The sequence below is a fragment of the Paraburkholderia sp. JPY465 genome, assembly GCF_050436725.1.
In the GTDB taxonomy this organism is placed as follows: domain Bacteria; phylum Pseudomonadota; class Gammaproteobacteria; order Burkholderiales; family Burkholderiaceae; genus Paraburkholderia; species Paraburkholderia youngii.
On the sequence record NZ_JBNDMT010000003.1, the window covers coordinates 2,146,786 to 2,172,501 of the forward strand.

Consider the following 25,716-nt stretch of genomic DNA (forward strand, 5'->3'; position numbering starts at 1 on the left):
GTCCCAGGTCTCGTTGCATCGCCGTTCAATAGCTCGAATAGAGTCGTACCGGCTGCGGCGACAGACGGTTGTCCTGCCTGCGCGCATCGAACGTATAGCGCAGATAGACGAGCGCGGCGCTCGGCGCGTAGTCGTGCGAGCGATCGATGCTCAACTGCGCGCCCAACACCAGATGCGGATCGGCGCGATACTCGACCACGCCCGCGAGCCCGTACGAAAACGCGACGCCGCGTGTCGAGCTGCCCGTATTGACGAGACTCTCGAGCCCCGGCGCCGCACCGAGACCGGCAGGCAGACCGTTCGGGTAGTACGGCGAATCCCGCTCGTACGAATTCGACACGCCGACGGTCGCGCTCAGATCCCACTTCAGCGCGCCATGCCGCCCCAGCCATTCGAGCGGCACGCCGAGCGAAAGATAGCGCTGCGGACTGTAGTAGCCGCCCTGCCCGAACGAATAGAAGCGCAGGTTGTTCGTGTAGTGCCACGCATTGCCGACGAGGCCGGTGCTCACCAGGGAATTCGCGCGCCGATAGACCGGCATCGTGAAGCCTGTGCGCAGCGTGAATTCCTGATTGCTCGCGACGTTGCGCCCCGTCAGTTCACCGGCGCCGAGATCGGCGAACAGGTTCGCTGTGCCGAGATCGAACGATGCATGCAGATCGATGCCATCGCGGCGCACGCCGCCCCACACCGTGCCGGTCACCGGATCGTGCATACCGGCATACGACAACTGGCTACCGGTTTCCGGACGGCGCGAGCCGCTGACCGAAAAGCTCGCCGGTCCCGCGTCGAACCGATAGCGCACGCCGCCGACGAGATAAGACACGGGGAAACCGAGCGGCGTCGTGCCGAAGTCGAAGCGCCACGCGTCGGACGTGTAGCCCGCGCCGAGCGCGACGCCGGTGGCCGACTGATGCAGATACGGCAAGCCCGCGGCCAGCGCGGCGAGTTGCTGCGGCGACAGGCCGAGCGACGTGCCGAGCTTGTCGGCCGCGCCGAAGCTGCCGAAGGTATCGCGCGTAAACGCGTTGCCTTCGCTGACATCCAGCGTGCCCGCGTCGAGATGCACGGTATCGATGTGCGCGAAGAAATGGCCGTCGTAGCGATACGGGATCTGCACGTACACCGGCACCTGCCACGCGCGCAGCTGCGAGATGCCCGCGTCGCCGGACTTATAGGCGGGCAGCCAGCCGGTCTCGATCGACGGATTGCGGCGCTGTTCGAGATCGTCGAGCGCGGCTCGCGCGGGGGTGCCATCGGGTCCCGCGCGCACGCCCGCCGAGCGTTCCTGCGCGAGCGACAAACGGTACAGCGAAGCGGCATCTTCGTACTGCCCGAGATCTTCGGCGATGCGGCCGCTTTGCACCGTCACGTCCGGCCGCGTCGGATACGCGACGCGCAGTGCCGTCGTGATCTGCTGCGCGTCGCGCGCTTCGTTCAACGCGGCGAGGCGGCGCGCGGCCGAGAGCCGCGTGTCGACGTCGTCGGGTGCGGCGCCGTCGAGCACGTCGTGCACCACGCGCAGCGCAGCGCCGCGCTGGCCGCTTTGCTCCAGCACGCGGGCCAGCGCGAGCTGTGCTTGCGCATCGTTGGGCTGTGCGGCGAGCAGTGGCGCCAACGTCGCCCGCGCGGCCGCGTAGTGGCCCTGCACGCGCTGCAGATCGGCGAGTTCGAGCGTGTAGCGCTTGTCGCGCCGACCGGCGGAGCTCACCGCCGCGAGTCGCTGCTCGGCCGCTTCGTAATCCCCATGATCGATCGCTTCGTCGGTTTGCCGTAAGGCCGCACGCAGCGCCTGATCCTCGAGGCGCGCGCGTTGAGCGGCGTCCAGCTTCAGCCGCGGATCGTCGCGCAACTGTTGTAGCCATGCGGACAGCTCTGTGTCGCGTCGCGCGCTGCCGAGCAGATCGCCGTAACGCAGCCGCACGTCCGCATCGGCCTCGCCCGGATGCGCATCGATCCAGTCGCGCAGCAACGCGAGGCCGCGTCCGGCGTCGCCCGCGTCGATCCACTGCGCGCCGACCGACGCGAGCAGATTCGGATCGTCGCCGGCCAAAGCGCGTGCGTCGTCGAGCAGGCGGAGCGCGCTTGCGCGATCGTCGCTGGCGAACGCGGCGCGCGCGTCGGCAAGCTTTCGTTGCGTTTGCAGATTGCGATCGAGCGCCCGCATACCATCGGTGCGCTCCTGCTCCGGGATCAGCGCGAGCGCCGCTTGCGCGCCGCTCAGGTCATCGAGCGAATTGCGGTAAAGCGCGCTCGCATAGCGCATCTCGGCCGATGGCGCGAACGCGAGACCCTCGTCCATCACGTTGCGGCCGAGTTGCGGCAGGCCGAGATCGCGGTACAGACGCGCGAGCGCGAAACGTGTCCACGCTGCGTCGGGCTCGCTGCGCAAGGCGGCTTCATAGCGTTGCGCGGCGGGACCGCGCTCGCCGTCGGCGAGCAACTGGTCCGCCTGTTTGGCAAGCAGATTGGCGCGCAGACGAGCGAGGCTCTGGCGATCGTCGGCGGCGGCGAAGCGGCTTTGCAACGCGTCGATCAGCGGCTCGACCTGCGCCGCGCGGCCGGTGTTTTCGTAGAGTGTCTGCGTGCTGCGCAGCGCCGCCACGCTCGGCGCATGGCCGCTCAGCATATCGCGCAGCAGCGGCTCGGCCGCGCGCCAGTCGTGCTGCGCGAGCAGCGCGTCGGCGAGCATCAGCTTCGCGTCCGCGTTGTCCGGCTCCATCGCGAGCGCCGCGCGCGCCGCCCGCTCCGACTCCTGTGCGTGGCCCGCCGCGGCGGCCGCGCGGCCTTGCGCGAGCGTGCCCCAGAATTGCGCGGTGCGCGCGAGGCTCTGCCATTTCGCGCGATTGTCGGGCGCGAGCGCGGCCGCGCGCAGAAACAGCGTGCGCGCTTCGTCGTGCCGCCCGGCCCGCATGCGCGCGATGCCGAGACCGCCGACCGCGTCGGCATCGTCGGGACGCGCGCTCGCGGCGCGCGCGAGCAGCGGCTCGGCGGCTGCGAGATCGTTGCGCTCGAGCGCCTGCAGACCGCGCTGCTGGGCGATGTAGTCAGGGTTGCGTCCGAGTTGCCGTTGCGCGTCGAGGCGCGCTTCGAGCGTCGCGACCCGCTCGCGGAATTCGGTGTCGTCGGGCACGAGTTGCAGATAGGCGCGCAACGCCGGCAGATACGCGAGGTCCGCACCCGCCGATTGCAGCACGTGACGCCACGTGTCGAGCGAGGCCGTGCGATCGGAGTCGGGCCGCGTCGCGAGATTCCACGCGATGCGGTTGGCCTCCGCGCGCGTATCGCCGCGCGTGTTCAGCAGATTCGCGAGCACCAGCGCGGCGCCGACGTCGGACGGATCGGCGGCGATCCGCCGATGCAGCGCGACCAGCGCCTGCTCGCGGCCCTCGGGCGTACCCGCGAGAATCTGGTAGTACTCGGCCCCGAGCGAGCCCGACGGTGCGCCGTGCGGAAACAGCAGTTGCAAACGCCGCGCCGCTTCGGCGGACTGGCCGCTGCGCGCGAGCAAACGCACGGTCGCGAATTCCTCGCGGCCGTTGGTGGCGACGCGGAATTCGTCGTCGAGCTGCTGGATCACTGCGCTGCCTGGCGCTTCGGCGCGCAAGCGTGCGAGCGTCGCCTGCGCGGCTTGCGCTTTGCCGAGGCGCAATTCGATGCGCACCTGCTCGGCGAGCAACAATGGATCGCCGGGCGCGGCGAGCAGCGCCTTGTTGATTGCCTGCAACGCAAGGTCGTCGCGATGTTTGGTCGACCACATGCGCGCGGTCGCGAGCAGGCGTTGCGCGGCGGGGCTTTGTGGCGGCGCTATGGTTGGCGGAGCAACGGGCGCCGCCAGTGATCCGATGGCAGCCGTGCGCGCGGCCGTCGTGCGCATCGCTTCGGCTTGGCCCGTGTCGCCGTATGCGTGACCCGTGATCGCCGCGGCGCATGCGCACGCGAGCACGCCGAAGCGCGCCACGCGCGTTACTGCGCTGCGGCGCTGCACGACGTGCTCCAGTGCGGATCGAGAGTGCCGTCGGCGGCGAAGCGATAGCGGCCTTCGCGCCAGCCGAGCGCGAACAGGCTCAGCACGCTCGTGTAGTAACCGGCGGCCGACTCGCGATCGAGCGCGGCGACGCGTGCGATCTGCGCATCGGCAAGCGCGCGCTGGCCGCGCGCATCGAGAAACGGCACGGCCGCTGCCGAAAAACCGGCGTTGCCCATGTTGATGCCGGCACGGCCACTGGTCGCGTCGACTTTCTCGGGCGGCGCGCCGTGCGCGGCGATGAAGTCCGCGAACGGCGCGAAGCGCGCGAGCAGCGCCGGCGCGAGCGGATCGCGCCGGTCGAGCATGCCGGCCCACAGGTACACGCGAATCGCGTTATAGGCGCTCTCGGCGTGGGTCTCGGCGTCGGGTGCGAAGCCGCGGTTCGCGCGGTACAACGCCCAATCCGGCGAGAAGCCCTGCGGCGCGGTATCGATCAGGATGCGGCGCGTGCTCGCGAGCAAACGCGGCCAGCGCGGATCGTCGGGCAGCCGCGTAGCGAGGCCGCGCAGCAGCTGCGGCGGCATGTAGCTCGGATTGACGCGCCACACGTCCGGTTCCGGATGAAAGCCGACCGGGCCCGGCAGCAAGGTCAAGCCGAGCCCCGGCGCGTTGGCCGTTTCCTCGTCGAGCACGCGGCGGGCGAGCACCGCGCCGCGCGCCGTGTAGCTGCGCTCGCGCCACGCGTCGCCCGCTTCGAGCAGCGCATAGGCGATCCACAGGTCGGCATCCGACGACGCATTCGCGTCGAGCACGGCCCAGTTGCCGTCGGACGAGCGGCCCCACAGCCATGCAGGCAGACGCGCGGTCAGATCGCCTTGCGCGAGATGCTGCTCGGTCCAGCGCAGGATCGTGTCGAAGGCAGCGCGGTCGTTCGCGACCAGCGCGAAAAACAGTGCATAAGATTGGCCCTCCGACACCGTGCGCTCGTCGGACGAACCGACGTCGATCACGCGGCCATCGGCGGAAAGGAAATCGCGCTTGAATTGCTGCCAGCGCGGCCAGGGCGCTGCGGTGCATGCGGTGATGTCGGTGCCGCTGGGCTGCGGCGCTTGCGTGGCGAACGCGTTGGGGCTGCTCGCGAGCGTCAGCATCGTGGCCAGCACCGTTGCTGAAACGGCCGCCGTTGTTCGTACGGGCCTGCTCGTAGACTTCGCGGGCAGGCCCGCGCCAGTTTCAACGCCCACCCCGTCGCGCGCTGCCCGCCACAGCGCCCCGCCCTTCGACTGACTCATCGATCAGACTCCCCGGCGCCGCGCCGCCAGTTCCTGCAACGCGGTGAACGCGCCGATCGCGAGCAGCAAACCGGCGAACGCGCCGAGCACGCCGAGCAGCACCGGATGCTGGATCGCCTTGCTCCACAGCCGCGCATACCAGGGCACATAGCCGACCAGATAGGTGTCGCCGACGCGCATGCTGTCCACCTTGCCATCGCGCAGCAAAGCGACGTCGCCCTGCAATTGCGCGACGCGGTCCGGCTTTTCGAGCATGTCGAGCATTTGCGACAACTGCTGCTGATCGGTGGCGCTCAGTGCGACGACGCTGCGTCCGTGGCTGCCCGGCAATTCGAAGCCCATCAGCGCGGCCAGCGGTCCGTCGCGTTCGATGCGCGCGCCACCGTCCGGCCGATGCACGTCGCTGTGCACGTCGCTGTGCGCGGCGCCGTCGCGCCGGGCGGTGCTGTGCCACTGCTCGTCGACCGCGAACGAGGCGCGGGCGAGCGGGCTCGACGCAGCGGCGCCCGACGCAGCGGCGTCGACCGGCTGGGCGCCGATCGTCAGCGGCAACGCATTCGGCCAGCGCGCGAGCCACGGCGCCGAACCGTTGCCGCCGATCACCAGCAGATCCTTGCCGCTCAGCTGCGCGAGCTCGCGCGGCCGCGCGACCTGCACGCGCAGCGCCGGATAGCCGGTCCATTGCCCCATGTGGCCGAGCATCGTCAGCAGGCTTTCCAGTTCCTGCGGCGCGGGATGCTCGGGAATCACGACGGCCGTTTGCGACAGGTCCGCGTAGCGCGTGAACGGAAAGCCGCTGTTCGCGAAGAACGCGAGGTTCGGCATCCGTGCGTAGTGGACGAAATCCGAGAAGTCGATCGTCGAGTCGGGATCGACCGCGGCCTGCACCGGGTTCGTCGCGACGCCCTGACAGAGCCCCGTCTTCTGCGAATCGAGATTGAAGCGCAGCTGCAACTGGTTCGAGCTGCCGACCCGGAATGCCGGAATGTCGAGCGCGCTCGTCGCACGGTTGGCGTTGTTCGACAGCACCGGCAATTGCAGGCGGCCTTGCGCGTCGTCGGCGGTCGCGAGCGCGAGCCGGTACGACTTGACCAGCTGATCGTTGATCTGCACCGCGAGCGCCGAGTTGTTCTGCACGGTCGGCGCCGTGTAGCGGTACTTCAGATTCAGCGGCACGCCCGCCCCGTTCCACGAGTACAAATCGGCGGGCACGCGCAGGTTCAAGCGGATCGCGTCGGGCGTGCTGCCGCGCACCTGCAGTTGCGACGGATCGTCGATCAGTTCCTTGAACGAGACGGGCCGGTCGACCGGCAGCCAGCGCGGCGCGTCGTAGGGCTTCCTCGGTGCGCCAGCGGCGAGCTGCGTGATGCGGACCGCGGGACCCGCGAGCGCGGTCGTGCCGAGCACCAGCGCGGTGCTCGCTTCATCGACTTCGGCGGCGCTGCGGCCGGTCACGATCAGCAGCTTGCGGTTGGGCGCGACGGGATTGTCGGCGACGATCAGCATCGGACCGTTGATCGGCGGCAGCGTGAGGCCGGCGGGCAACTGCTCGCTGCGCGCGACGACGACCGCGTGCGAGTCCGTGGGCAACGTCGACAGCGCCGGAAAGCGCGCCTGCCGGTAATCGGCCTGCGCACCGAACCACGAAGCGAGTACGCCCGCGCTGCGCAGCGTCGCGTTGTCGGCGGCGGCCGGCAGCACGAACGGCAGACGCAACCGGTTCGCGTCACGGTGATCGAAGAACGGCGCGGGCAGCAGCGCGAGATCGTCGGGCAAATGGATCGGCGCGGTATCGACGATGAATTCGCTCGACGGGCTCACGTCGGCCCACAGCGCCGAGTTTTCGGGGTCTTCGCAATGCTCGAGCGTGTAATGCGCGATCAGGCGCAGACCGATCTGGTTGTAGTCGGTCAGAAAGCGCGGATCGAGCAGGATGTCCTGGGTGACGAGCTTGCCGGCGTGCTCGCGATCGAATGGCACGGTCGCGATCACTTCGCTGTTGACCGACACCTTCAGATGCGACATCGCGAACACCAGCGATGGCGAATACGTGTAGCGCAAGCGCAGTCGCGCGGCCGTGACCACGCGATCGAGCCGCACGCCGAGATTGACGGTGCGCGCGTCTTCGACACCGCGCAGCGTCAGCGGCTGATACGCGCCGAGGGTCGCGAATGAAACGCGCGATGTGCTGGAGCCGGATGCGGGTGTCGGGACGCTGGCAACGTTGTCGAGGTAGTTGGCGCTGGGGCTGGCCTGTGCGGCACTCGCGCTCGCGACAGTGAGCGCGGCCGGCGGATTCGCCGCGGCGGCGACGACAGGCACCGATGGCGCGGCGCCCGACGCGACGGCATACAACGCGCCGACAACGGCGGTCAGCGAAACGCACAACGACACAACTGGTTTCATGAACAGCTCAGCTTGTTGGACCTCGACCGTGCGCGCCCGAGTGAGCCGCTCACGGTGCGAATCCGGTCTGCCGCGCGAACGCGCGAAGTGGGAAATCGGACTGCCGGGCGCGCACAGGAGAAACACGCGGCGCACCATTCCTCGTATACGGAAAATCCGGCGAAACCTTGAGCGGAACGAGCAACGGGAGTGACCAACATTTGAGATTCGAGCGTGATCGGCAGCAGCCCTAACCGATTACGCGTTCCTTTCATTTTTTCCGAAGCCGGTCGGTCAGGCGAGAAGTGCCAGGTGCCTGCCGCTGTTGGGCGGCGCAAAGATATCACAATTTGCAACCTGATCGACATCTTGTAACATCGACGGTCATTTGCTGCACATCAACCATCATCCCGAAACATGTCTGATCCGGCCGACTCCCCCGCTCACCCCGCCATCGCGCCGCCCGCGAAGCGCAGCGGTCTGCTGCGCGGGCTGTTCGCGTTGCGGCATTCGTACGCTGGCATCGTCGCGACATTGCGGGCGGAAAGCGCGTTCCGTCAGGAAGCCGCGCTCGCGGCGATCCTCGTGCCGGCCGCGTTCCTGATGCCGGTCGACGCCATCGCGCGCGTGCTGCTGATCGGCTCAGTGCTGCTCGTGCTGTTGGTGGAGCTATTGAATTCGGCGATCGAGGCTGCCATCGACCGGATCTCGTTCGAGCGGCATGAGTTGTCGAAACGCGCGAAGGACTGCGGCAGCGCGGCCGTAACCATTGCACTGCTGATGTGTGTGCTGACGTGGGGCGTGTTGTGCGGGCCGCTGGCGTATCACTGGCTGCGCGGATGACCCGCGACGGGCTTTACGTAGTCCGCAGCATGGTTGGCACCTGGCGCGCCTGGCGGGAGGGAATGCAAACGTTAGCGCCGACTCGACGGTAATTTCGCGCGCCGCGAAAGATTCGTCACGCAAACGTTGGCGTCAATCAAACGATGGCACATGTATTGCTGAATTCCGCTCGCCGGCATCTCACCCGTGAAGCCGCGTGACGTACGCAACGGGGCGCCGTTCAAACGTCATTTCAACAATCCACCGGTGGAGGCACCATGCTTCGATACGCTGTGATTTTCTTCATCATCGCCATCATCGCCGCAGTGTTCGGCTTTGGAGGCATTGCCGCGGGCGCAACTGAAATCGCCAAGGTGTTGTTCTTCATCTTCCTGGTGATCTTCCTCGTCACCCTGCTGATGGGCGTGATCCGACGCTGACGGCTGCATACAGCGTTCGGTGAATTCACCCCTCGCCCGATGCGAACCGGCGACGCTGCGTTGGGGCCGCGTTCAGGATTGCACCGCTGCGGTCGCCGCTGCCGCCGTTGCCGCCGTTGCCGCCGTTGCAATACTTGCCGCAGCATATTGCAATAGTTGCCGAAGCATCGGGCGCTTCCAGTCCGCTTTTTCTTCCGCTTCTCGTGCGCTGCTTTTCCACTGCTTTTCTCCGTATGCCGCGGACGTCTGCGGCTACGCTTCAGGCCGCATGCGCGATCCGCGGCGTCGCATGCAAACGCCGCGACCAGTTCGCGAGCGTGCGCATCGCAACCGGCGGCTTGCTCAGAATCGCGCTGTCGTAGCACTTGTCCGCGAAGCGCATGAAATCGACGATGCGAAACCCCTGCCCGCGATAGAACGCGATCTGCTGTGTGGCCGGTTGCGGTGTATCGAGTGCGAGTTGCGCATAGCCGCGTGTCGCGGCCCAGTGCTCGGCGAACGCGATCAGCAGCGTGCCGATGCCTCGCCCCTGCCACGCGGGATCGACCGCGAACTGGCGCAAGCTCGCGACATCGTCGTGCCGGTAGAGCTCGCATGATGCTTCGCCATCCGAAGCATAAAGCGTCATCGTGCCGACGATCTGGCCGTCACATACCGCGACATGGCAATCGCCGCGCAGCACACGTTCGCGGGTTGTCTCGATGGTCTGATCCACGCACGTGCAATTGAGCCCCTGCGCGCCGAGCGGCGCGAACGCGCGATGCAGCAGAGCCGTCAACGCAACGAACGAATCGCACGATGCGTCGAAGCGCCTGAGTTCGACGTGGCCGGCACCACCACATGCATAGCGGACCGGAACGGATTGCGGACGGCTTGCGCGACGCTTCACGTTGAGCACCTCGTACTGACTGGATGCCCGAAGTGTAGGGTCGGCCCTTGAGCCTCTCAAGAAAAAATGTCGTAAAAACCCAGGTCGATCACAAGTCGTTCACGAGATGTTTTCGGCTTCGTACAGACGGCGCCCCCCCGCATCCTTGCTGCCGAGAATGGGCTGAAAGTCGATCGGCCAGTCGATGCCGATGTCGGGATCGGACCACAGCAGGCAGCGTTCGAGTTCGGGAAACCAGTACTCGGTGGTCTTCCACACGCACTCGGCGACATCGGACAGCACGACGAAGCCGTGCGCGAAACCGGGCGGCACCCATATTTGCCGGTGGTTCTCTTCGCTCAGATACTCGCCGCTCCATTTGCCGAAGTTCGGTGAGTTCAGGCGCACGTCGACCGCGACGTCGAAGATCTCGCCGCGCACGACGCGCAGCAGCCGTCCCTGCGGCCGCTGCACCTGATAGTGCAAGCCGCGCAGCACGCCATGCACGGCGCGCAGATGGCGGTCTTGCACGAAGTTGAAACCCTGCGCGACGTCGTCCGAAAACTCGTCCGCGCTGAAACTCTCGAAGCAGAAGCCGTATTCGTCGATGAACACTTCCGGCTCGATGAGTTTCACCTCCGGCAATGCCGTCGCCATGACCCTGTTGCCCATCGCCACTGTGCTCGTAAAAAGGCTGGCCAGCGAACATACGGCCGCTTTCGCGACCGCGTCCAACAGACGAGGCGCGCCCGCGGCGCGGGCGCGATATCGCACGCTATAGATACATGCTACGCCTCAGTGGCCGCCCGGCTTCGGGCGCGATACTCGGTTGGAGACAAAGCCATGCGCTTGCGGAAGATTTTCGCGAGACGGTCCCCGTTGCCGGTGCCGCTGCGACGCGCGATCTTGTCGACCGGCAATTCGGTCTCGGTCAGGAAGTTGCACGCGATGCGCAGCCGCACCTGCAGCAGGTAGTCCGACGGCGTCACCTGCATCTCGTGCTTGAAACGGCGCAGGAAATTGCGCTCGCTCATTGCGGCGACCTGCGCGGCATCGGCGACCGAGACCGGACGGTCGCAGTTCGCCTCCATCCAGCGCGCGGCCGCGCGAATCTTTTCGGCGACGCTCAGCGTGCCGCCCTCGGCCGGCAGCGGCACCCACGTCGAGGCCATGCCGGGCATCACGCGATCGGCGACGCTGCGTGCGAGCTCCGCGCCCAGGTCGCGCTTGATGAACATCAGCGCGCTGCGCGCGCAGTCATGACGGTCGTTGGCCGCGCTGAACGCGCCTTCGCTCGCGCTCGCGCCCGGGTAGCGGCTCATCAGGCCATCATGCTCGGTCGGGCCGGCCGCTTCGAGCACGAGGCGTCCCTCGCCGATCGTTTCGATCGCGCGGGTGCGCGATTGCACGGCGCGCAGCCAGTTCAGCAGGCGTTCGTCGCGTGCGGCCACGTGGGCGCCGTAGCCGCCCGCAATGAACAGCACGTCGAAACCGCCGCCAAAGCGCGTGTCGATGCGATCAGTCCAGATGCGCGCCGACGACGAACTGGCGACATTGCCGCCTTCCATCGACAGGAACTGCACTTCGTAGGGCGGATCTTCGCCTGCACGCGTGCCCGCGAACTCGTTGGCGGTCTGGAACATTTCCACGACGGTACCGGGGCCGAGCAGCCAGAAGCCGTCGAACAGCAGTATGCCGATTCGCCGCGCTGCAGTACGGACGTTCAACGCAGGCGTGTGAAGCCACGTAATTCTCGTTGTATCAAGGTGCATGTGCGGCATGATCTTTCCCCAAACGGGCATACGTTGTGGACCCCGATTTGCCCCGTCAGCAGACGGAACGAGAGAATGCGTTATTACGGCGGGAAAACGGACTAACGCCGCATAAAGGATTAAGCGTGATGTTAGCGGAATGGATCGCTATAGTAAATTTGAAAAGGAGATTTCATCACGACTACCCATGTCTGACGAAAAGCGGTTATTGAGCGATTGATATGAGCGGCCTACAGGGCCGGCAACTATGCAAGGCTGAGCGCGCAGCGTGGGGATATCTTACCGCAAAGCCTTTGCGGACGGCACTCTCGCCCGTTCGGGCAAAGTTGCCGATAATGCGAAGCGCAGTGAACCCGCCTTACCGAGTACGTTTCTTGCCGGATCAAAAATGTTTCAATCGTGAACTGCTTATGGTCCCGATTATGTCCGCGCAATTCGGTAGTTTATTCGCAAAGCGTAAAGTTATTCCACGCGCCGATTAGGTATTTGTGCGGCACTCGTTCTGGGTCCGAAATTAATATCCAAATGCTGATTTATCGGGGGTTCTAAAAACGTTTCTATTTTGAAACATCGCCGGTCGCTTTCGTATGAATTAATCGCGCGGATGCGTCGCGTTTGGCGCACCTCTGGTGAGTGGATGCGGTGCAGCAATCACGTGTGGCGCACACGCGACGAAGCGCGGGCCGTTGCAACCTGACGAGTTGCAACGGCGCATCTGATGAGCGCGCCCGGAATGCGCACAAACAGTCGGTTGGGGACCGCAAAGCGCGGCGCGCAACGGCCGCGCCGCCGCTCGTCAGCTTGCCTCAGCCATTGGTCCCCTCTCCGGCCAGCGTCGCCGTAGCGGCCGTGCGCGCAAGCACCGGCCGCAAAGCCGCGCCGGTGTGACTCGCGGCCACGCGCGACAGGCTTTCCGGATCGGTTGCCGCGACGATCGTGCCGCCGCCCACGCCGCCCTCCGGACCGAGATCGATGATCCAGTCCGCCTCGGCGATCACATCGAGATCGTGCTCGATGACGACCACGCTATGCCCGCCATCCACGAGCCGATGCAGCACGCGAATCAGCTTCGCGACGTCCGCCATATGCAGGCCGACCGTCGGCTCGTCGAGCACGTATAGCGTATGCGGCGGCTTCTGGCCGCGCCGGGTGAGGTCGTCGCGCACCTTGCTCAGTTCGGTGACGAGCTTGATGCGCTGCGCCTCGCCGCCCGACAACGTAGGCGACGGCTGGCCGAGCGTCAGATAGCCGAGCCCGACGTCCTTCATCAGTTGCAGCGGATGCCCGATGTTCGTAATCGACGCGAAGAACTCGACCGCTTCGTCGATTTCCATCGTCAGCACATCGCCGATGTTCTTGCCACGCCACGTGACCGCGAGCGTCTCCGGATTGAAGCGTTGACCGTGACAGACATCGCACGGCACTTTCACGTCGGGCAGGAAGCTCATGCCGATCGTGCGCACGCCTTGGCCCTCGCACGCGGGGCAGCGGCCCTCACCGGTATTGAACGAGAAACGCGACGCGGTATAGCCACGCGCGCGCGCCTCCAGCGTGCCCGCGAACAGCTTTCGGATCGCATCCCAGACGCCGATGTAGGTGGCGGGACACGACCGCGGTGTCTTGCCGATCGGCGTCTGATCGACTTCGAGCACGCGGTCGATGCTTTCCCAGCCGGTAACCGAATCGCAGCCCTGCCACGTGTGCGTGACGTTCAGCGGCGCGCGCGGCGCCGAGCGCGCGAGCACGCTCGAACGCCGGTTCGCGGTAGGTTTCTGTTCGGCCGCCGCACGCGCGCGGCGGGTGGCCGGCGACGACAGCACCGAGCGCCCGACCGCATCGAGCAGATTGGTCATCAGCACGTCGCGCGCGAGCGTCGACTTGCCCGAGCCGCTGACGCCCGTGACCGCGACGAGCCGCGCGAGCGGAATGCCGACCGTCACGTCACGCAGGTTGTGCAACTTGCCGCCATGCACGGTCAGCCAGTTCTCCGGCACCGCGGCTGCGCGCTTGCCCGGCGCGACGACCTCGCGACGCGGCTGCAGCGGATGCACGATCGGCTGCGCGAGGAAGCGCCCGGTCAGCGAATCGGCCTGCGCGGACAGGTCAGCGACGCTGCCCTGCGCGATCAGCGTGCCGCCGCGCTTGCCCGCGCCCGGCCCGATATCGATGATGTGATCGGCGCGCCGGATCGTATCTTCGTCATGCTCGACGACGACGAGCGTATTGCCCTTGTCGCCGAGCTTGCGCAGCGCGTTGAGCAGGATCTGGTTGTCGCGCGGATGCAGGCCGATGGTCGGCTCGTCGAGCACGTAGCACACGCCCTGCAGGTTGCTGCCGAGCTGCGCGGCGAGCCGGATGCGCTGCGCTTCGCCGCCCGACAAACTCGGCGCCGCGCGATCGAGGCTCAGATAGCCGAGCCCGACTTCTTCGAGGAACTGCAGCCGGCTGCCGATTTCACTGATCACGTCGCGCGCGATTTCGGCATCGCGGCCCGTCATCTGCAGCGTATCGATCCATGCGCGGGTGTCGGACACGGTCCATTGCGCGACATCGACGATCGCCTGCGAGTCGAACGTCACGGCACGCGCGACCGGATTCAGACGCGTGCCCGCGCAATCCGGACACGGCTCGTCGACGAGCCCTTCCGGTTCCTGCTCTTCCGACGGCAAGCTCTGTTCGCGGCGGCCGCGATTGTCATCGACGACGATCGTGTCGTCGTACGCGGCGCGCTGCTCGCGCGTCAGAGACAACCCTGTGCCGACGCAGCTCGTGCACCAGCCATGCTTGCTGTTGTACGAGAACATGCGCGGATCGAGCTCGGGGTAGCTCGTGCCGCACACCGGACACGCACGCTTCGTCGACAGCACCTTCACGTCGCCGAGCTTCGCGGTGGACTTGCCGCCGTTGAGCGCGTCGTGCAGGCCGTCGAGCGGCGCGAGCAGATGCATGATGCCTTTGCCGATCTCGAGCGTTTGATCGAGCGCTTCGCGCAACTCGGCTTCGTGATCGGCCGAGATGACGAGGTCCGCGACCGGCAGCTCGATCGTGTGCTCGCGGAAACGGTCGAGCTTCGGCCACGGATCGACCGGCACGAACTCGCCGTCCACCCGCAGATGCGTATTGCCGCGCGCCTTCGCCCATTTCGCGAGGTCGGTATAGACGCCCTTGCGGTTCACGACCAGTGGCGCGAGGAAGCCGACATGCTGGCCCTTGTGATCGCGCAGCAACTGCGCCGCAATCGATTCGGCGCTTTGCGACGTGACCGGCGTGCCGTCGTGAACGCAGTGCTGCAAGCCAAGCTTCACGTACAGCAGACGCAGGAAGTGCCACACCTCAGAGGTGGTCGCGACGGTACTCTTGCGGCCGCCGCGCGACAGCCGCTGCTCGATCGCGACCGTCGGCGGAATGCCGTACACCGCGTCCACTTCGGGTCGCCCGGCCGGCTGTACGATCGAGCGCGCGTACGCATTCAACGATTCGAGGTAGCGCCGCTGACCTTCGTGGAACAGGATGTCGAACGCGAGCGTGGATTTGCCCGAGCCCGACACGCCGGTGATCACGTTGAACTTGCCGTGCGGGATGTCCACGTCGAGCGCCTTCAGGTTGTGCTCGCGCGCGTTGACGATGCGCACCACGTCCTCGCCTTCGATCGCGCGCCGCGCGCGGGCCGCGCTCAGTGCCTTCTGCAGCGGGATGCCTTGCGGCTCCGCTTCGGCTGCGAGGCCCATCGCGCGGTCGTATCGCAGCAACGCCTCGCCGGTATGCGACTCGGCACACGCTTTCACTTCGTCCGGCGTGCCCGCACACAGCACGCGGCCACCGCCGTCGCCGCCTTCGGGACCGAGGTCGATGATCCAGTCGGCCGCGCGGATCACGTCGAGGTTGTGCTCAATCACGATCAGCGAATGACCGCTCGCGAGCAGCTTGCCGAACGCCTGCATCAGCTTCGCGATGTCGCCGAAATGCAGGCCCGTGGTCGGCTCGTCGAACATGAACAGACGCTTCGCGACCGCCTGCTTCGCGCCACGCGGACTACGCGCCTGCGCCGATTCCGCGAGAAAGCCCGCGAGCTTGAGCCGCTGCGCCTCGCCGCCCGACAGCGTCGGCACCGGCTGGCCGAGCTTCACGTATTCGAGCCCGACGTCGACGATCGGCTGCAGCACGCGCAGTACTTCGGCGTCCTTGGCGAAGTACGCGGCAGCCCCGCTGACGGTCAATTCGAGCACGTCGGCAATACTCAATGCGCGCGCGGGCTCGCCTCGCTCGATCTTCACTTCGAGAATCTCCGCGCGATAACGACGCCCGTCGCAATCGGGGCAGCGCAGGTACACGTCGGAGAGGAACTGCATTTCGATGTGCTCGAAGCCCGAGCCGCCGCAAGTCGGGCAGCGGCCGTCGCCCGAGTTGAAGCTGAACATGCCTGGGCCGTAGCCGCGCTGCTGCGCGAGCGGCGCCTTCGCGAACAGCTTGCGGATTTCGTCGAACGCGCCGACGTAGCTGGCCGGATTCGAGCGCGCGGTCTTGCCGATCGGCGACTGGTCGACGAACACGACGTCGGTGACCTGGTCCGCGCCCATAAGCGACTTGAACGCGCCCGGCGCTTCGGTGGCGAGGCCGAAGTGGCGCGCCATCGCCGGATACAGCACGTCCTGCAGCAGCGTCGATTTGCCGGAACCGGACACGCCGGTCACGCAGACGAGCCGCTGCAATGGAATTTCGACCGTGACGTCACGCAGGTTGTGCTCGCTCGCGCCTTCGAGCACGATGCGCGGCGTGCTCGCGTCGACCGCGCGACGCGACCAGTGCGCGGCATCCGCGACATGGCGCCGGCCGCCGAGGTACTCACCGGTCAGCGTGCCGGTCGAGCGGATCGCGTCGGGCGCGCCGTCGAAAATGATCGAACCGCCGCGCTCGCCAGGCCCCGGACCCATATCGATGAGCCGGTCCGCCGCGAGCATCACCGATGGATCATGCTCGACCACGACCAGCGTATTGCCCGCGTCGCGCAGCCGGTGCATCGCCTCGACGATGCGGTTCAGGTCGCGCGGATGCAGGCCGATGCTAGGCTCGTCGAGCACGAACAGCGTCTTGGTCAGCGACGTGCCGAGCGCGGTGGTCAGGTTGATTCGCTGCACCTCGCCGCCCGACAGCGTGCGGCTTTGCCGATCGAGCGTCAGATAGCCGAGACCGACGTCGCAGAGATACTTGAGGCGCGTGCGCACTTCGGCGAGCAAGAGCTTCAGCGCGTCGTCGAGCAACGCGCTCGGCAGCGTGATGTCGTCGAAGAAGCGGCGGATGCGCTCGATCGGCATCAGCATCAGATCGTGCACGGTGAGACCCGGCAACGCTTCGAGCTGGGTGCGCGACCACTGCACGCCGCGCGGCATGAAGCGCTGCTCGGGCGCGAGCACGTCGTTCGCGTTCGCCTTGCTGCCGAGACGCCACAGCAGCGATTCGGTTTTCAGGCGCGCGCCGCCGCAGGTTTCGCATGGCGTATAGCTGCGGTACTTCGACAGCAGCACGCGGATATGCATCTTGTACGCCTTCGATTCCAGATAATCGAAGAAGCGTTTGACGCCGTACCAATGCGTCTGCCACTTGCCGTTCCAGTCCGGCGAGCCGTTGATGACCCAGTTGCGCTCGCGCTCGCTGAGCTCGCCCCACGGCGTGTCGCGGCGGATGTCGGCTTTCGCCGCGTAGCGCATCAGATCGTCCTGGCATTCCTTCCACGCGGGCGTCTGCATCGGCTTGACCGCGCCTTCACGCAGCGTCTTGCGCGCATCTGGAATCACCAGACCGAGGTCGACGCCGATCACGCGGCCGAAGCCGCGGCAGGCATCACAAGCGCCATAGGCCGAGTTGAACGAGAACAGCGCGGGCTGCGGATCGGCATAGCGCAGATCGCTTTCCGGGCTATGCAGACCGGTGGAGAAACGCCAGATGCGCGGCTCGGCGGCTTCGGCTTGCGGTTCGTCCGAGGTGGCCGGCAGCACGTAGATATTGACGCGCCCGCCGCCGCGCTTCAGCGATGCCTCGATCGCCTCGATCGCGCGCGCTTTATCGACCGAACGCAGCCGGAAGCGGTCGGCGACGACGTCGAGCAGCTTGCGCTTGCCAGTCGGTGAATCGACTTCCCGTTGCGCCTGCACGCGCGTATAGCCGCTCGCCGACAGCCACTGCTCGACCTCCTGCTCGGACGCCGACTCCGGCAGCTCGACCGGGAACGTGACGACGAGCCGCGGCTCCTCCAGCGCGGTGCGTTCGAGCAGTTCCGCGTAGATCGTCTCCGGCGTGTCGTGCCGCACCGGGTGCGCGGTCTGGCGGTCGAACAGCTCGGCCGCGCGCGCGTACAGCAGCTTCAGATGGTCGTTGAGCTCGGTCATCGTGCCGACCGTGGAGCGCGAGCTGCGCACCGGGTTGGTCTGGTCGATCGCGATGGCGGGCGGTACGCCGTCGACGCGGTCGACCTGCGGCCGATCCATCCGGTCAAGAAACTGGCGTGCGTACGCACTGAAGGTTTCGACGTAGCGGCGCTGGCCTTCCGCATACAGCGTGTCGAACACGAGGCTCGACTTGCCCGAGCCCGACGGCCCGGTGACGACCGTCATTTCGCCGGTGCGCACGTCGAGGTCGACGTTTTTCAGGTTGTGCTGGCGGGCGCCGCGAATGCGGATCGTGCCCTGGGTCTTGTTGCTGCTCGGGTTGCCGCCTTGGGGGGTGTCAGCGAGGGTGTCAGGGGTTGCGTCGTTGGAGGACAATTTTTCCGACCGTCTGAAGGAGTGGTTCACCTCTCACGGCCGGCTCTCGCGACCGCGCAAGTTCGGTGCAGCCGGGACGGCGCGACAAGCGCCCGGAAGCCTGGCTGTAGGGGGATACTATACTGTATGTTTATACAGTTTTCCATGACGGGCGGAGTTGCGCTGCGCGCGTGGTGCCTGGGGACGGAATTCGTGGGACTCGCGCGGGTTTTCGAGGCTGGAAGAATCGCGTTTAGCTCGGCCCTAAAGCGCCTCGACACACCTACCGCCGAAACGCAGCGCAATCACGCCGATCACCAGCGCGACGAGGGCGCGCGAGAACCACACCTTGAACGCGATCGGAATATCGAAGACGTCGAACGCTTGAAGCAAGCTATAGAGGCCGACGCAGATCGCCACGATGCCCAACGCGAGCAAGGAGACCGCGAGCGTTTGAAGCGCGGATCGGCGACGAACGTCTCGCCTTGCCACCGGCGCTGTCGCCGACGACTCCTGGCCCGGCCTACCAATCGGCCTCACGTGCTCAGCTTGCGCAGATGCTGGCCGGTGCCGGCGTCCGAGCCGCTGGTGTCGTCGTCCGGCTTGCCGGCCGTCACGAACTGCACCATGAAGCACAGCACGAAGCAAAGGATCATGACGCAGCGGCCCGTCGAGAAAAACGCGCTCTTTCCGGGGACCACGAAGTTCACGGTACCTGTTCTGTTGTGGGCGACGACGCCTTGTGCGATGGTGGATCGGGAGGTAGGGCCTTGCAGTGCTGCTGGTGCACCCTGGACAAAGCGGGTAATGGCTAGTGCGCCGGCGAACGCACAAGCTACGTGCAGAAGGGTCAACCAGGGCGGCTGAGGATGCCCCGGATCGACGAGCGTCAGATTCAGGCCGGCCACGATACCGGCACACGCGGCGCTCAATGCGAAGGCCAGCAGCCACGATTTCAATCGCAGGTTCATCGGTTTTCGCTTCGATAAAAAACGTTCCCTTTGGTTATCGGTAGAGCACGAATTTACTTTAGCGACGCCTCAATGAATCTCGCCGGATGCCGACGGACCTCACTTCATCTCCGTCGCGACATTGATTGCAGGAACGGTCATCAGCAGGTTTTCCGTCAAAAGATCCGCGCGTTCCCGCTCCGCTTCCGTGAGCCCGGCACGAACTCGGGCCTCGACGATCCGGGCAGGCTGCACGAAACACCGCCAGCCCGGTTGCGCCCCAAAGGCGGATTGCGCACGCCTGAGCCACGCGTCGCCGAGCGCCCTGTCCCGCATCACGCCGTCGCCTCGCCAGAACAGAATACCCATCTCGATCTGCGCGAACGGCATTCCGGCGAGTGCCTTGTTCAATGCCGACAACGCGTCGAAGTCGAGACGATCGCCTGCCTGCATCGCATCGGCAGGTGGCGTCGAAGTTGGTCCTCCAGCCTTCGTCGATGGATCGCCTTCGAGTGCGAGCCAGTATCGGGCTCGCGCAGTCAGCGCCACCGCCCCGTCGTCATCCTGCTGATGCAGTGCAACTGCAATCGCCGCCTGACGCGACCCGAGCGCGGCTGCCTTCCGATACCACTGAGCGGCAAGCGTGTCGTCGCATGCGACGCCATTTCCAGTCTGGTAGACATTGGCGAGTTCATTTGCCGCGTCTGCCGAGCCCGCGGTCGCAGCCTTCTCCAGCCAACGCCGGGCGATCTGCGGATTTCTTGCGACGCCTCTTCCATAGAGGTAGGCTTCGCCCGTCAGGTCCATCGCACTTGCGCTGGCCGCCGCCGCGCGGCTCGCCCACTCTAATGCCTCGAGATCGTCGGACTCCCCGCCGAGCCCACTGAACAGATGCGAAGCCAGGGCGGACTGCGCGTCCACATTGCCGTGCTCGGCAGCCCGTCGAAACCAGTACAGTGCCGCGCCGAAATCTACGGCGACACCGCGCCCCAGATCGTAGGAGTCTGCGAGCATCAATTCGTATGCCGCGTCGCCAGTCGACGCGAGCCGCCATTGCCAGTACGCGCGCGTCGCCGAGGGCAGAGGCGGGTCAGTCGCGAAACCGGTTGCCAGTTGCCGCATGGCGAGCGTATCGCCTGCCCCGGCCGCCGCCGTGCACCAGCGCTGAGCCTTCACCGCATCGGGGGCGACACCTGAACCGTTCGCATAGACGAGGCACAGAATGCGCTGCGAGACCTCGTCGTTCGACTCTGCGCCTCGTGTGAACCATTGCAGCGCGGTCGCCTGATCCGGCGCAGCGCCTTCGCCCTTCGCATACAGGGTGCCCATCGCAGCATAGGCCGGACCGAACCGCTGCGAGACCGCCTTGATCAACCACTCCCGTGCTGCGGACTGTTCGTCCGGTGACGGCCGTTTGAGCAACAATATTGCCAAAGCCGTTTGGGCCTGCGCGTCACCATGCATCGCCGCACGTTTCAGATAGGATTCACCTAGCTTCTCATCGCGCGGCACGCCATTGCCGTTGATATACAGCATGGCGACAATGCGTTCGGCTTCCCGATCACCGCCATCGGCAGCCTTGCGATACCAGGCGAATCCCGCCGCTTTATCCGCTGGCGCGCCCTCCCCCGCAAATAGCATCCCTCCCAGCATCACTTGCGCCTGCGCGTTGCCGCGCTGTGCGCCAAGTCGGGCGAGCCGGTAAGCTCGTGCGAGATCACGCGGCTCGCCGAGCCCGGCGCGGGCCAGCGACGCGAGGTTATACGAAGCAATGCCGAGTCCCTGCTCCGACGCCCGCTCGTACCAGAGCCGTGCCTCTCCGATATCGCGGCGGGTACCTTCGCCGGCCTGCAGCATCGTGCCGAGATCGTTCTGTGCAACCGCGAGGCCCGCCTGCGCCGCACCGCGCATCCAGCCAATCGCGGCGTCGAAGTCGACAGGACAACCTTGTCCCAGCCGGTATTGCACGGCCAGCGCGAACTGGGCATTCGTGTCGCCGTTGAGCGCGGCCTTGCGATGCCATTCAAGTGCCAATACATCGTTGCGTGTGACACCTGTGCCTTGCGCGTACAGATCGCCCGTGCGGCGTTGCGCGTAGGCCAGGCCACTGCGTGCCGCTTCCGTCATCAGCGAAAAGCCGCGCAGAGCATCCGGCGAAACCCCCTTTCCCGACAGATACAGTTCGGCCAGCATCGCCTTCGCCTCACGCTGGTTCCGCGCCGCCGCCGCGGCAAGCCAGCCAGCGGCACCATGCGCATCCGCGACGACGGCGCTGCCGCGCAGCAGCGCCATGCCGAGCTGAAATTGCGCGTCGGCGTCACCCTGCAGCGCACCCTGGATGAACCACGCGACACTGCCCGCCTCGTCGCGCGGCACACCGGGTTGGCCGACCAACAGCATCCGCCCCGCATTGGTCGCACCAAGCGGGTCGCCGTATCCGGCGGCACGGACGAACAGGCGATACGCCGAGGGAAAGTCGACCGAGCCGCCTTCGCCGTTGTAGTCCATCAGGCCGAGCGTTTCGGCAGATCTTCCATCGCCGCCTTCCGCCGCGCGACTAAGCCACTGACGCGCAAGGCGCGGATCCTTCGGCACCCGGTAGCCTTCGCGATAAAGGGAGCCGATAAGCCGTTGGGCGCGTGCATCGCCCTCGGCTGCCGTTTGAGTGAGAATCGCCAGCCCGGATTTGTCGGGCGGCGCGGCATATCCAAACAGGACCATCTGACCGTAGATCACGCGTGCGGCAGGATTGCCCCGGGCCGACTCGGCGGCGCACGTCTTGCGCAACTGTGCAGGCGTGCCGAGCGGTGCCAGCGAAAACGCATTGCGCGCTGTCATGAGCAAGAGGCAAGGCGACGCCGCGTCGTTGAACGACATGGCGGCCGGCGTGCCGGATACCTGATTCGCCGAACCCAATGGCGCCGATGGCAGCGCCTGCGTAACAGCAGGGCAGCTTGCGCCAACGACGAGCACGAGCGACAACAATCGTCTAGCAGCCGCTCCTGTCACACGGCTCCCCTTGTCGCCATTCCCCACTCGTTGGTCCCATACGGCTGAAGATCGTTGATCCGGCCGACGTAGGCCCGCGCGGCAGCATCGTCATGCTTCACAAAGCGTTCGTAGGCGGCGGCCATGAACCAGGTCTCCGCGAGCGCGTTTTCGAGCATCTCCGGCACTGGAATCATGACGGCTTGGGCATACACCATGTCGATCGTCGCGCGTCCCTGCATATATAGCAGCAGCCAGCGACGATAGTTGCCCAGTATTGGCTGTGCATTGCGCCGGATGTATTCATCGAAGTACGGATTCGCGGGCGCCGAGCCGCCGCTGCGCGCGCGTACATACAGGTAGGTCGAGGCCAGATAGTCCTGATCGAATGGCGCCGCACCTTGTGCGTTGTCCGCAAGTAACTCGATGCCGTTGACCCAGTCATGCTTCAGGATGTACGCCCAGGCGAGCGACATGGTCAGCTCGCTATACCTGCCGTAGACGCTCTTCTTATCCGTCGCGCCCTCCAGTTCGCCGCGCATCCTGGCGATCAGAGGAGCGGATTGATCGATAGCATCGTCTAACCGGTTCAGCCCGACAAGCGTGGTGATCCTCGACTGCCGGAACGCAATGTCGTCCGGTGCCAGAGCGATAGCCTGGTCGATAGCCTTGAGCGCCTCCTGATGCCGATTGGAATTGTCGAGGTAAGCTGAAATATCGCTATAGGCCGTGGCCTTCTGCTGCTGCGTTGTCGCTGTCTTCAGCGACAGCTGTGCCGTGCTCAGCGCATGGGCTGACAGTTCGCGCAACGGGTTGTCGGTGCCAAACGGATGCCGGCGCTCGCTCGCGGGATCGATCTTCAGCGCGGCCAGTTTGGCCCGCGTTGGCTCGTCGATGGCCGGGTCGATAGCCCAGCGCGCGAACGCCACATAATCTGCACGCGCACCCGCTGAATCTCCTATAGCCTCCCGTTCCACCGCGCGCAGCCGATAAGCCTCTGCGGACGCGCACTGGATCGCAAGTCCCTTCGAGGCCGCATCGATCGCTTCCTGATGCCGCCCCAGTCCCCCGAGCGCACGACCGAGCGCCACGTAGTACGGCGTGCCGAGTATTGTGTCCAGATTGTGTTTCGGCTCGTGCGCCGCCTGGATACGATCGAGCGTGTCGAGCGCCTCTTTGTAGCGAAGATTGGCGACATACAGTTGCGCGAGCATTAGCAGCTGCAAATCGGTCGGCGCCGGCGTCAACGCGACGCCTGCCTCTTGCGCGTCCAATGCCGCGGCAGGTTGCTTCAGAATCGTTTCGACCACCGCGAGTTGCTGCTGCATGGTTGCCCGCATTTCGACAGTCAGGCTCTGCGAGGCAAGACACTGTCTTGACAGTTCAACCGCTTCGTTGAATTTGCCCGCGCCCGTCGAGATGAAAACGCCACGACAGGCAGCCAGCACGTCGGGCGGCAAGCGGGACCATGCCTCTGCAGCCTTTGCGGCGGCATTACCGGTGGTCGGCGGTGAAACTGGCGGTGTGGGCGGGTGCGCACACGCACTCAGACCCAACGCAGCGAATGTGAAAACGGCCCGGCTAACGATGTTCTTCATGTTGTGTTCCGAAGGGCGTGTTCGGCCATGGTCATGCTTGCAACATGCATGGCCTTTCCTGGATGAACCAGGATCATCTATCGGCAAGTGCTTTGGGATTCTTGAGGAAAACCGTGGGGCCCGCCTTGGGCCGGGCTGTTAAAGGTATGATCGCTTGCGTTTGGCTGAGTTCGACCCATCGCTCGCAACCTCGCCAGAAGCGTTGCGTGCAATCGATCCCACACGTCGGCTTGTTGCCAATCGCGTAGCCTTCGCCAGCAACTGACGCCCGAGCCGCATCCCATCTCTGCCGGCAAATCTCGCCACCGGATACCGGTCTTCAGCACGAACAGGATGCCGGTCAGCGCAGCGCAATCCGGACAGGCTTGCGGCACGGATACTTGAAGCGGCGTGGCTTCGCTGGTGGTCGCAGTGGCTCGATCAGTACCCACAGTTCGTCGTCGATGATTGGTTTGCCCAACTCCTCGATCGAGGTTAATCTATGGTCACCCCCGTTTTTGCAATGCTGAATTTTTTGGCGCGTTGGGTTTGCGTAAATCTATCCGGCGTCAGAGCGGGATGAGCCGTCGCGCCTCGATGAGAATCGCGCCTGATGGTCCTGATAACAGGGGCAGCTTCAGAAGCTGGTTAACCTCTCAGGGTTTCCGTCAGGCCGGTTTGCCGTTCACGTCATCAGTATTCAGCAATCGCAAAACCAGATGGATCGACTTCGGTAAAGCAGTTCGGCGGGAGGTGGCTCATCGAGGGGCGCTTCGCGTGCATGGGTCGAATACAGCGTCGCGACTCGCAATGGCCCAGGCTATTCGCGCGAACTTGTTAGCGAGCGCACAGGCCACTACGTTTGAGTGTCGTCGCGCGAGCATTGAGCGCACCCAGTCGGCCATCTTGCCCGTGTGCCTGTTCAGATGCAGCATGAAGGCACGGGCACACTGGACGAGCAACCGGCGAATGTTCTTGTCCCCCCGCTTGGAAATTCCCAACAGGTTCGACCGGCCTCCCGTACTGTACTGGCGGGGGACCAGTCCGACGGCAGCGGCAAAGTCGCGGCCGCATCGATACTGCTTTCCATCGCCGAGTTCTGAGGCAAGTAAGCTTGCGGTAATCGGTCCAACTCCCGGAATGGTAAGCAGTCGCTGGGCTATAGCGTCATCCGCAAGCTGCCGGTTGAGCTCCTTCTCGATCTCGCCAATCTGCTCCGAAAGATATTTGAAATGCGCATGCAGGCGCTCAAGAATCGCGACGAGACGTGGCGGGAGGGAGTGCTCGGCCAGCAACGCGGGCAGGCGCCTGACAACGGCATTGCCGACAGGTAGCGTGACGCCGAATTCAAGCAGGAATCCATGCATCTGATTGGTCGTGCAAACCTTGTCCCGAACGAGTGAGTCGCGTACCCGGTGCAGGGCAGACAGTGTCTGCTGCGATACAGTCTTCGGCGTTACGAAGCGCATTGACGGTCGGGAAGCTGCTTCGCAGATTGCCTCGGCATCGACGAAATCGTTCTTGTTGCTCTTCACGAACGGGCGTACGAACTGCGGCGAGATCAGCTTTGCCTCGTGCCCGAGTTCGGCGATCTTGCGTGCCATGCAGTGCGCACCAGCACACGCCTCCATGACTATCGTGCATGGATGGAGCGTGGCGAAGAACTCAATCAGTTGCTTGCGCGATAACTTTCTGCGAAACACCGCTTTACCCGCCGCATCCTGACCATGAAGGTGAAAAGCGTGCTTACCCAGATCAATACCGACCAATGTGACGTTTTGCATGGCAGATCTCCCAAGGAATCCCGGCAGAGTACCCCTGCTGCGGGGAGGGGGTGACCATCCCATTACAGGTTGTGCTATGGGTTAACAGCCCCTACAAAGCCTTTTTGAAACCGTTTCTAAACCGCTATCAT

At 65.4% G+C, this 25,716-nt stretch carries 15 protein-coding genes and 1 pseudogene; 2 read left to right on the forward strand and 14 right to left on the reverse strand.

The genetic code is table 11. The features are described 5' to 3' along the window. Positions 1-25 precede the first annotated feature (25 nt). Genes QFZ94_RS24615 through bcsB form a run of 3 tightly spaced genes read right to left on the reverse strand, consistent with a single transcriptional unit; the run spans position 26 to position 7,668 of the window. On the reverse strand, positions 26-3,988 hold the full coding sequence (locus QFZ94_RS24615; protein ID WP_429460202.1) for a cellulose synthase subunit BcsC-related outer membrane protein: 3,963 nt from the start codon (positions 3,986-3,988) through the stop codon (positions 26-28). Next, a complete protein-coding gene (gene bcsZ, locus QFZ94_RS24620) occupies positions 3,967-5,262 on the reverse strand; it encodes a cellulose synthase complex periplasmic endoglucanase BcsZ (protein ID WP_429460204.1) in 1,296 nt (431 codons plus the stop codon). The genes QFZ94_RS24615 and bcsZ overlap by 22 nt, the downstream gene beginning before the upstream one ends. 3 nt (positions 5,263-5,265) lie before the next feature. Beyond that, a complete protein-coding gene (gene bcsB, locus QFZ94_RS24625) occupies positions 5,266-7,668 on the reverse strand; it encodes a cellulose biosynthesis cyclic di-GMP-binding regulatory protein BcsB (protein ID WP_429460206.1) in 2,403 nt (800 codons plus the stop codon). A gap of 396 nt (positions 7,669-8,064) precedes the next feature. On the opposite strand from bcsB, the gene QFZ94_RS24630 reads away from it, so the two are divergent. Together QFZ94_RS24630 and QFZ94_RS24635 are read left to right on the forward strand one after the other, a co-directional pair. Then, positions 8,065-8,490 carry a diacylglycerol kinase gene (locus QFZ94_RS24630; protein WP_429460208.1) on the forward strand — a complete coding sequence of 142 codons (426 nt, stop codon included), beginning with the start codon at positions 8,065-8,067 and terminating at the stop codon, positions 8,488-8,490. Between the two features lie 257 nt (positions 8,491-8,747). Then, positions 8,748-8,909, forward strand: a complete 162-nt coding sequence (locus QFZ94_RS24635) for a DUF1328 domain-containing protein (RefSeq protein WP_013089029.1) — start codon at positions 8,748-8,750, stop codon at positions 8,907-8,909. 25 nt (positions 8,910-8,934) lie between these two features. Here QFZ94_RS24635 and QFZ94_RS24640 read toward each other — a convergent pair whose 3' ends face one another. The 11 genes and pseudogenes from QFZ94_RS24640 to QFZ94_RS24690 all read right to left on the reverse strand — a co-directional run bounded on the left by QFZ94_RS24640 (position 8,935) and on the right by QFZ94_RS24690 (position 25,585). Continuing rightward, complete coding sequence (locus QFZ94_RS24640; RefSeq protein WP_429460210.1) at positions 8,935-9,129, reverse strand: hypothetical protein; 195 nt, start codon at positions 9,127-9,129, stop codon at positions 8,935-8,937. Positions 9,130-9,168: 39 nt separating this feature from the next. Further along, positions 9,169-9,798 (reverse strand): GNAT family N-acetyltransferase, encoded by a 630-nt coding sequence (locus QFZ94_RS24645; RefSeq protein ID WP_429460212.1) that lies wholly within the window; start codon positions 9,796-9,798, stop codon positions 9,169-9,171. A gap of 99 nt (positions 9,799-9,897) precedes the next feature. Then, complete coding sequence (gene rfbC, locus QFZ94_RS24650) at positions 9,898-10,449, reverse strand: dTDP-4-dehydrorhamnose 3,5-epimerase (RefSeq protein ID WP_429460214.1); 552 nt, start codon at positions 10,447-10,449, stop codon at positions 9,898-9,900. A 116-nt stretch (positions 10,450-10,565) separates the two neighbouring features. Continuing rightward, a complete protein-coding gene (locus QFZ94_RS24655; protein ID WP_176123405.1) occupies positions 10,566-11,558 on the reverse strand; it encodes a GlxA family transcriptional regulator in 993 nt (330 codons plus the stop codon). A gap of 797 nt (positions 11,559-12,355) precedes the next feature. Continuing rightward, on the reverse strand, positions 12,356-18,223 hold the full coding sequence (uvrA, locus tag QFZ94_RS24660; protein ID WP_429461909.1) for an excinuclease ABC subunit UvrA: 5,868 nt from the start codon (positions 18,221-18,223) through the stop codon (positions 12,356-12,358). Positions 18,224-18,550: 327 nt separating this feature from the next. Then, positions 18,551-18,778: a hypothetical protein gene (locus QFZ94_RS24665; RefSeq protein WP_429460216.1), complete on the reverse strand. Its 228-nt coding sequence runs from the start codon at positions 18,776-18,778 to the stop codon at positions 18,551-18,553. A gap of 44 nt (positions 18,779-18,822) precedes the next feature. Continuing rightward, on the reverse strand, positions 18,823-19,257 hold the full coding sequence (locus QFZ94_RS24670; protein ID WP_429460218.1) for a hypothetical protein: 435 nt from the start codon (positions 19,255-19,257) through the stop codon (positions 18,823-18,825). 99 nt (positions 19,258-19,356) lie between these two features. After that, the gene (locus QFZ94_RS24675; RefSeq protein ID WP_429460220.1) at positions 19,357-22,074 is read right to left on the reverse strand and encodes a tetratricopeptide repeat protein; all 2,718 of its coding nucleotides are present in this window, start codon (positions 22,072-22,074) and stop codon (positions 19,357-19,359) included. 167 nt (positions 22,075-22,241) lie between these two features. Then, positions 22,242-23,822 (reverse strand): hypothetical protein, encoded by a 1,581-nt coding sequence (locus tag QFZ94_RS24680; protein WP_429460222.1) that lies wholly within the window; start codon positions 23,820-23,822, stop codon positions 22,242-22,244. A gap of 173 nt (positions 23,823-23,995) precedes the next feature. Further along, a pseudogene (locus QFZ94_RS24685) lies at positions 23,996-24,282 on the reverse strand (transposase); the annotation flags it as partial. A 277-nt stretch (positions 24,283-24,559) separates the two neighbouring features. After that, positions 24,560-25,585 (reverse strand): IS110 family transposase, encoded by a 1,026-nt coding sequence (locus QFZ94_RS24690; RefSeq protein WP_410853355.1) that lies wholly within the window; start codon positions 25,583-25,585, stop codon positions 24,560-24,562. Positions 25,586-25,716: the final 131 nt, after the last annotated feature.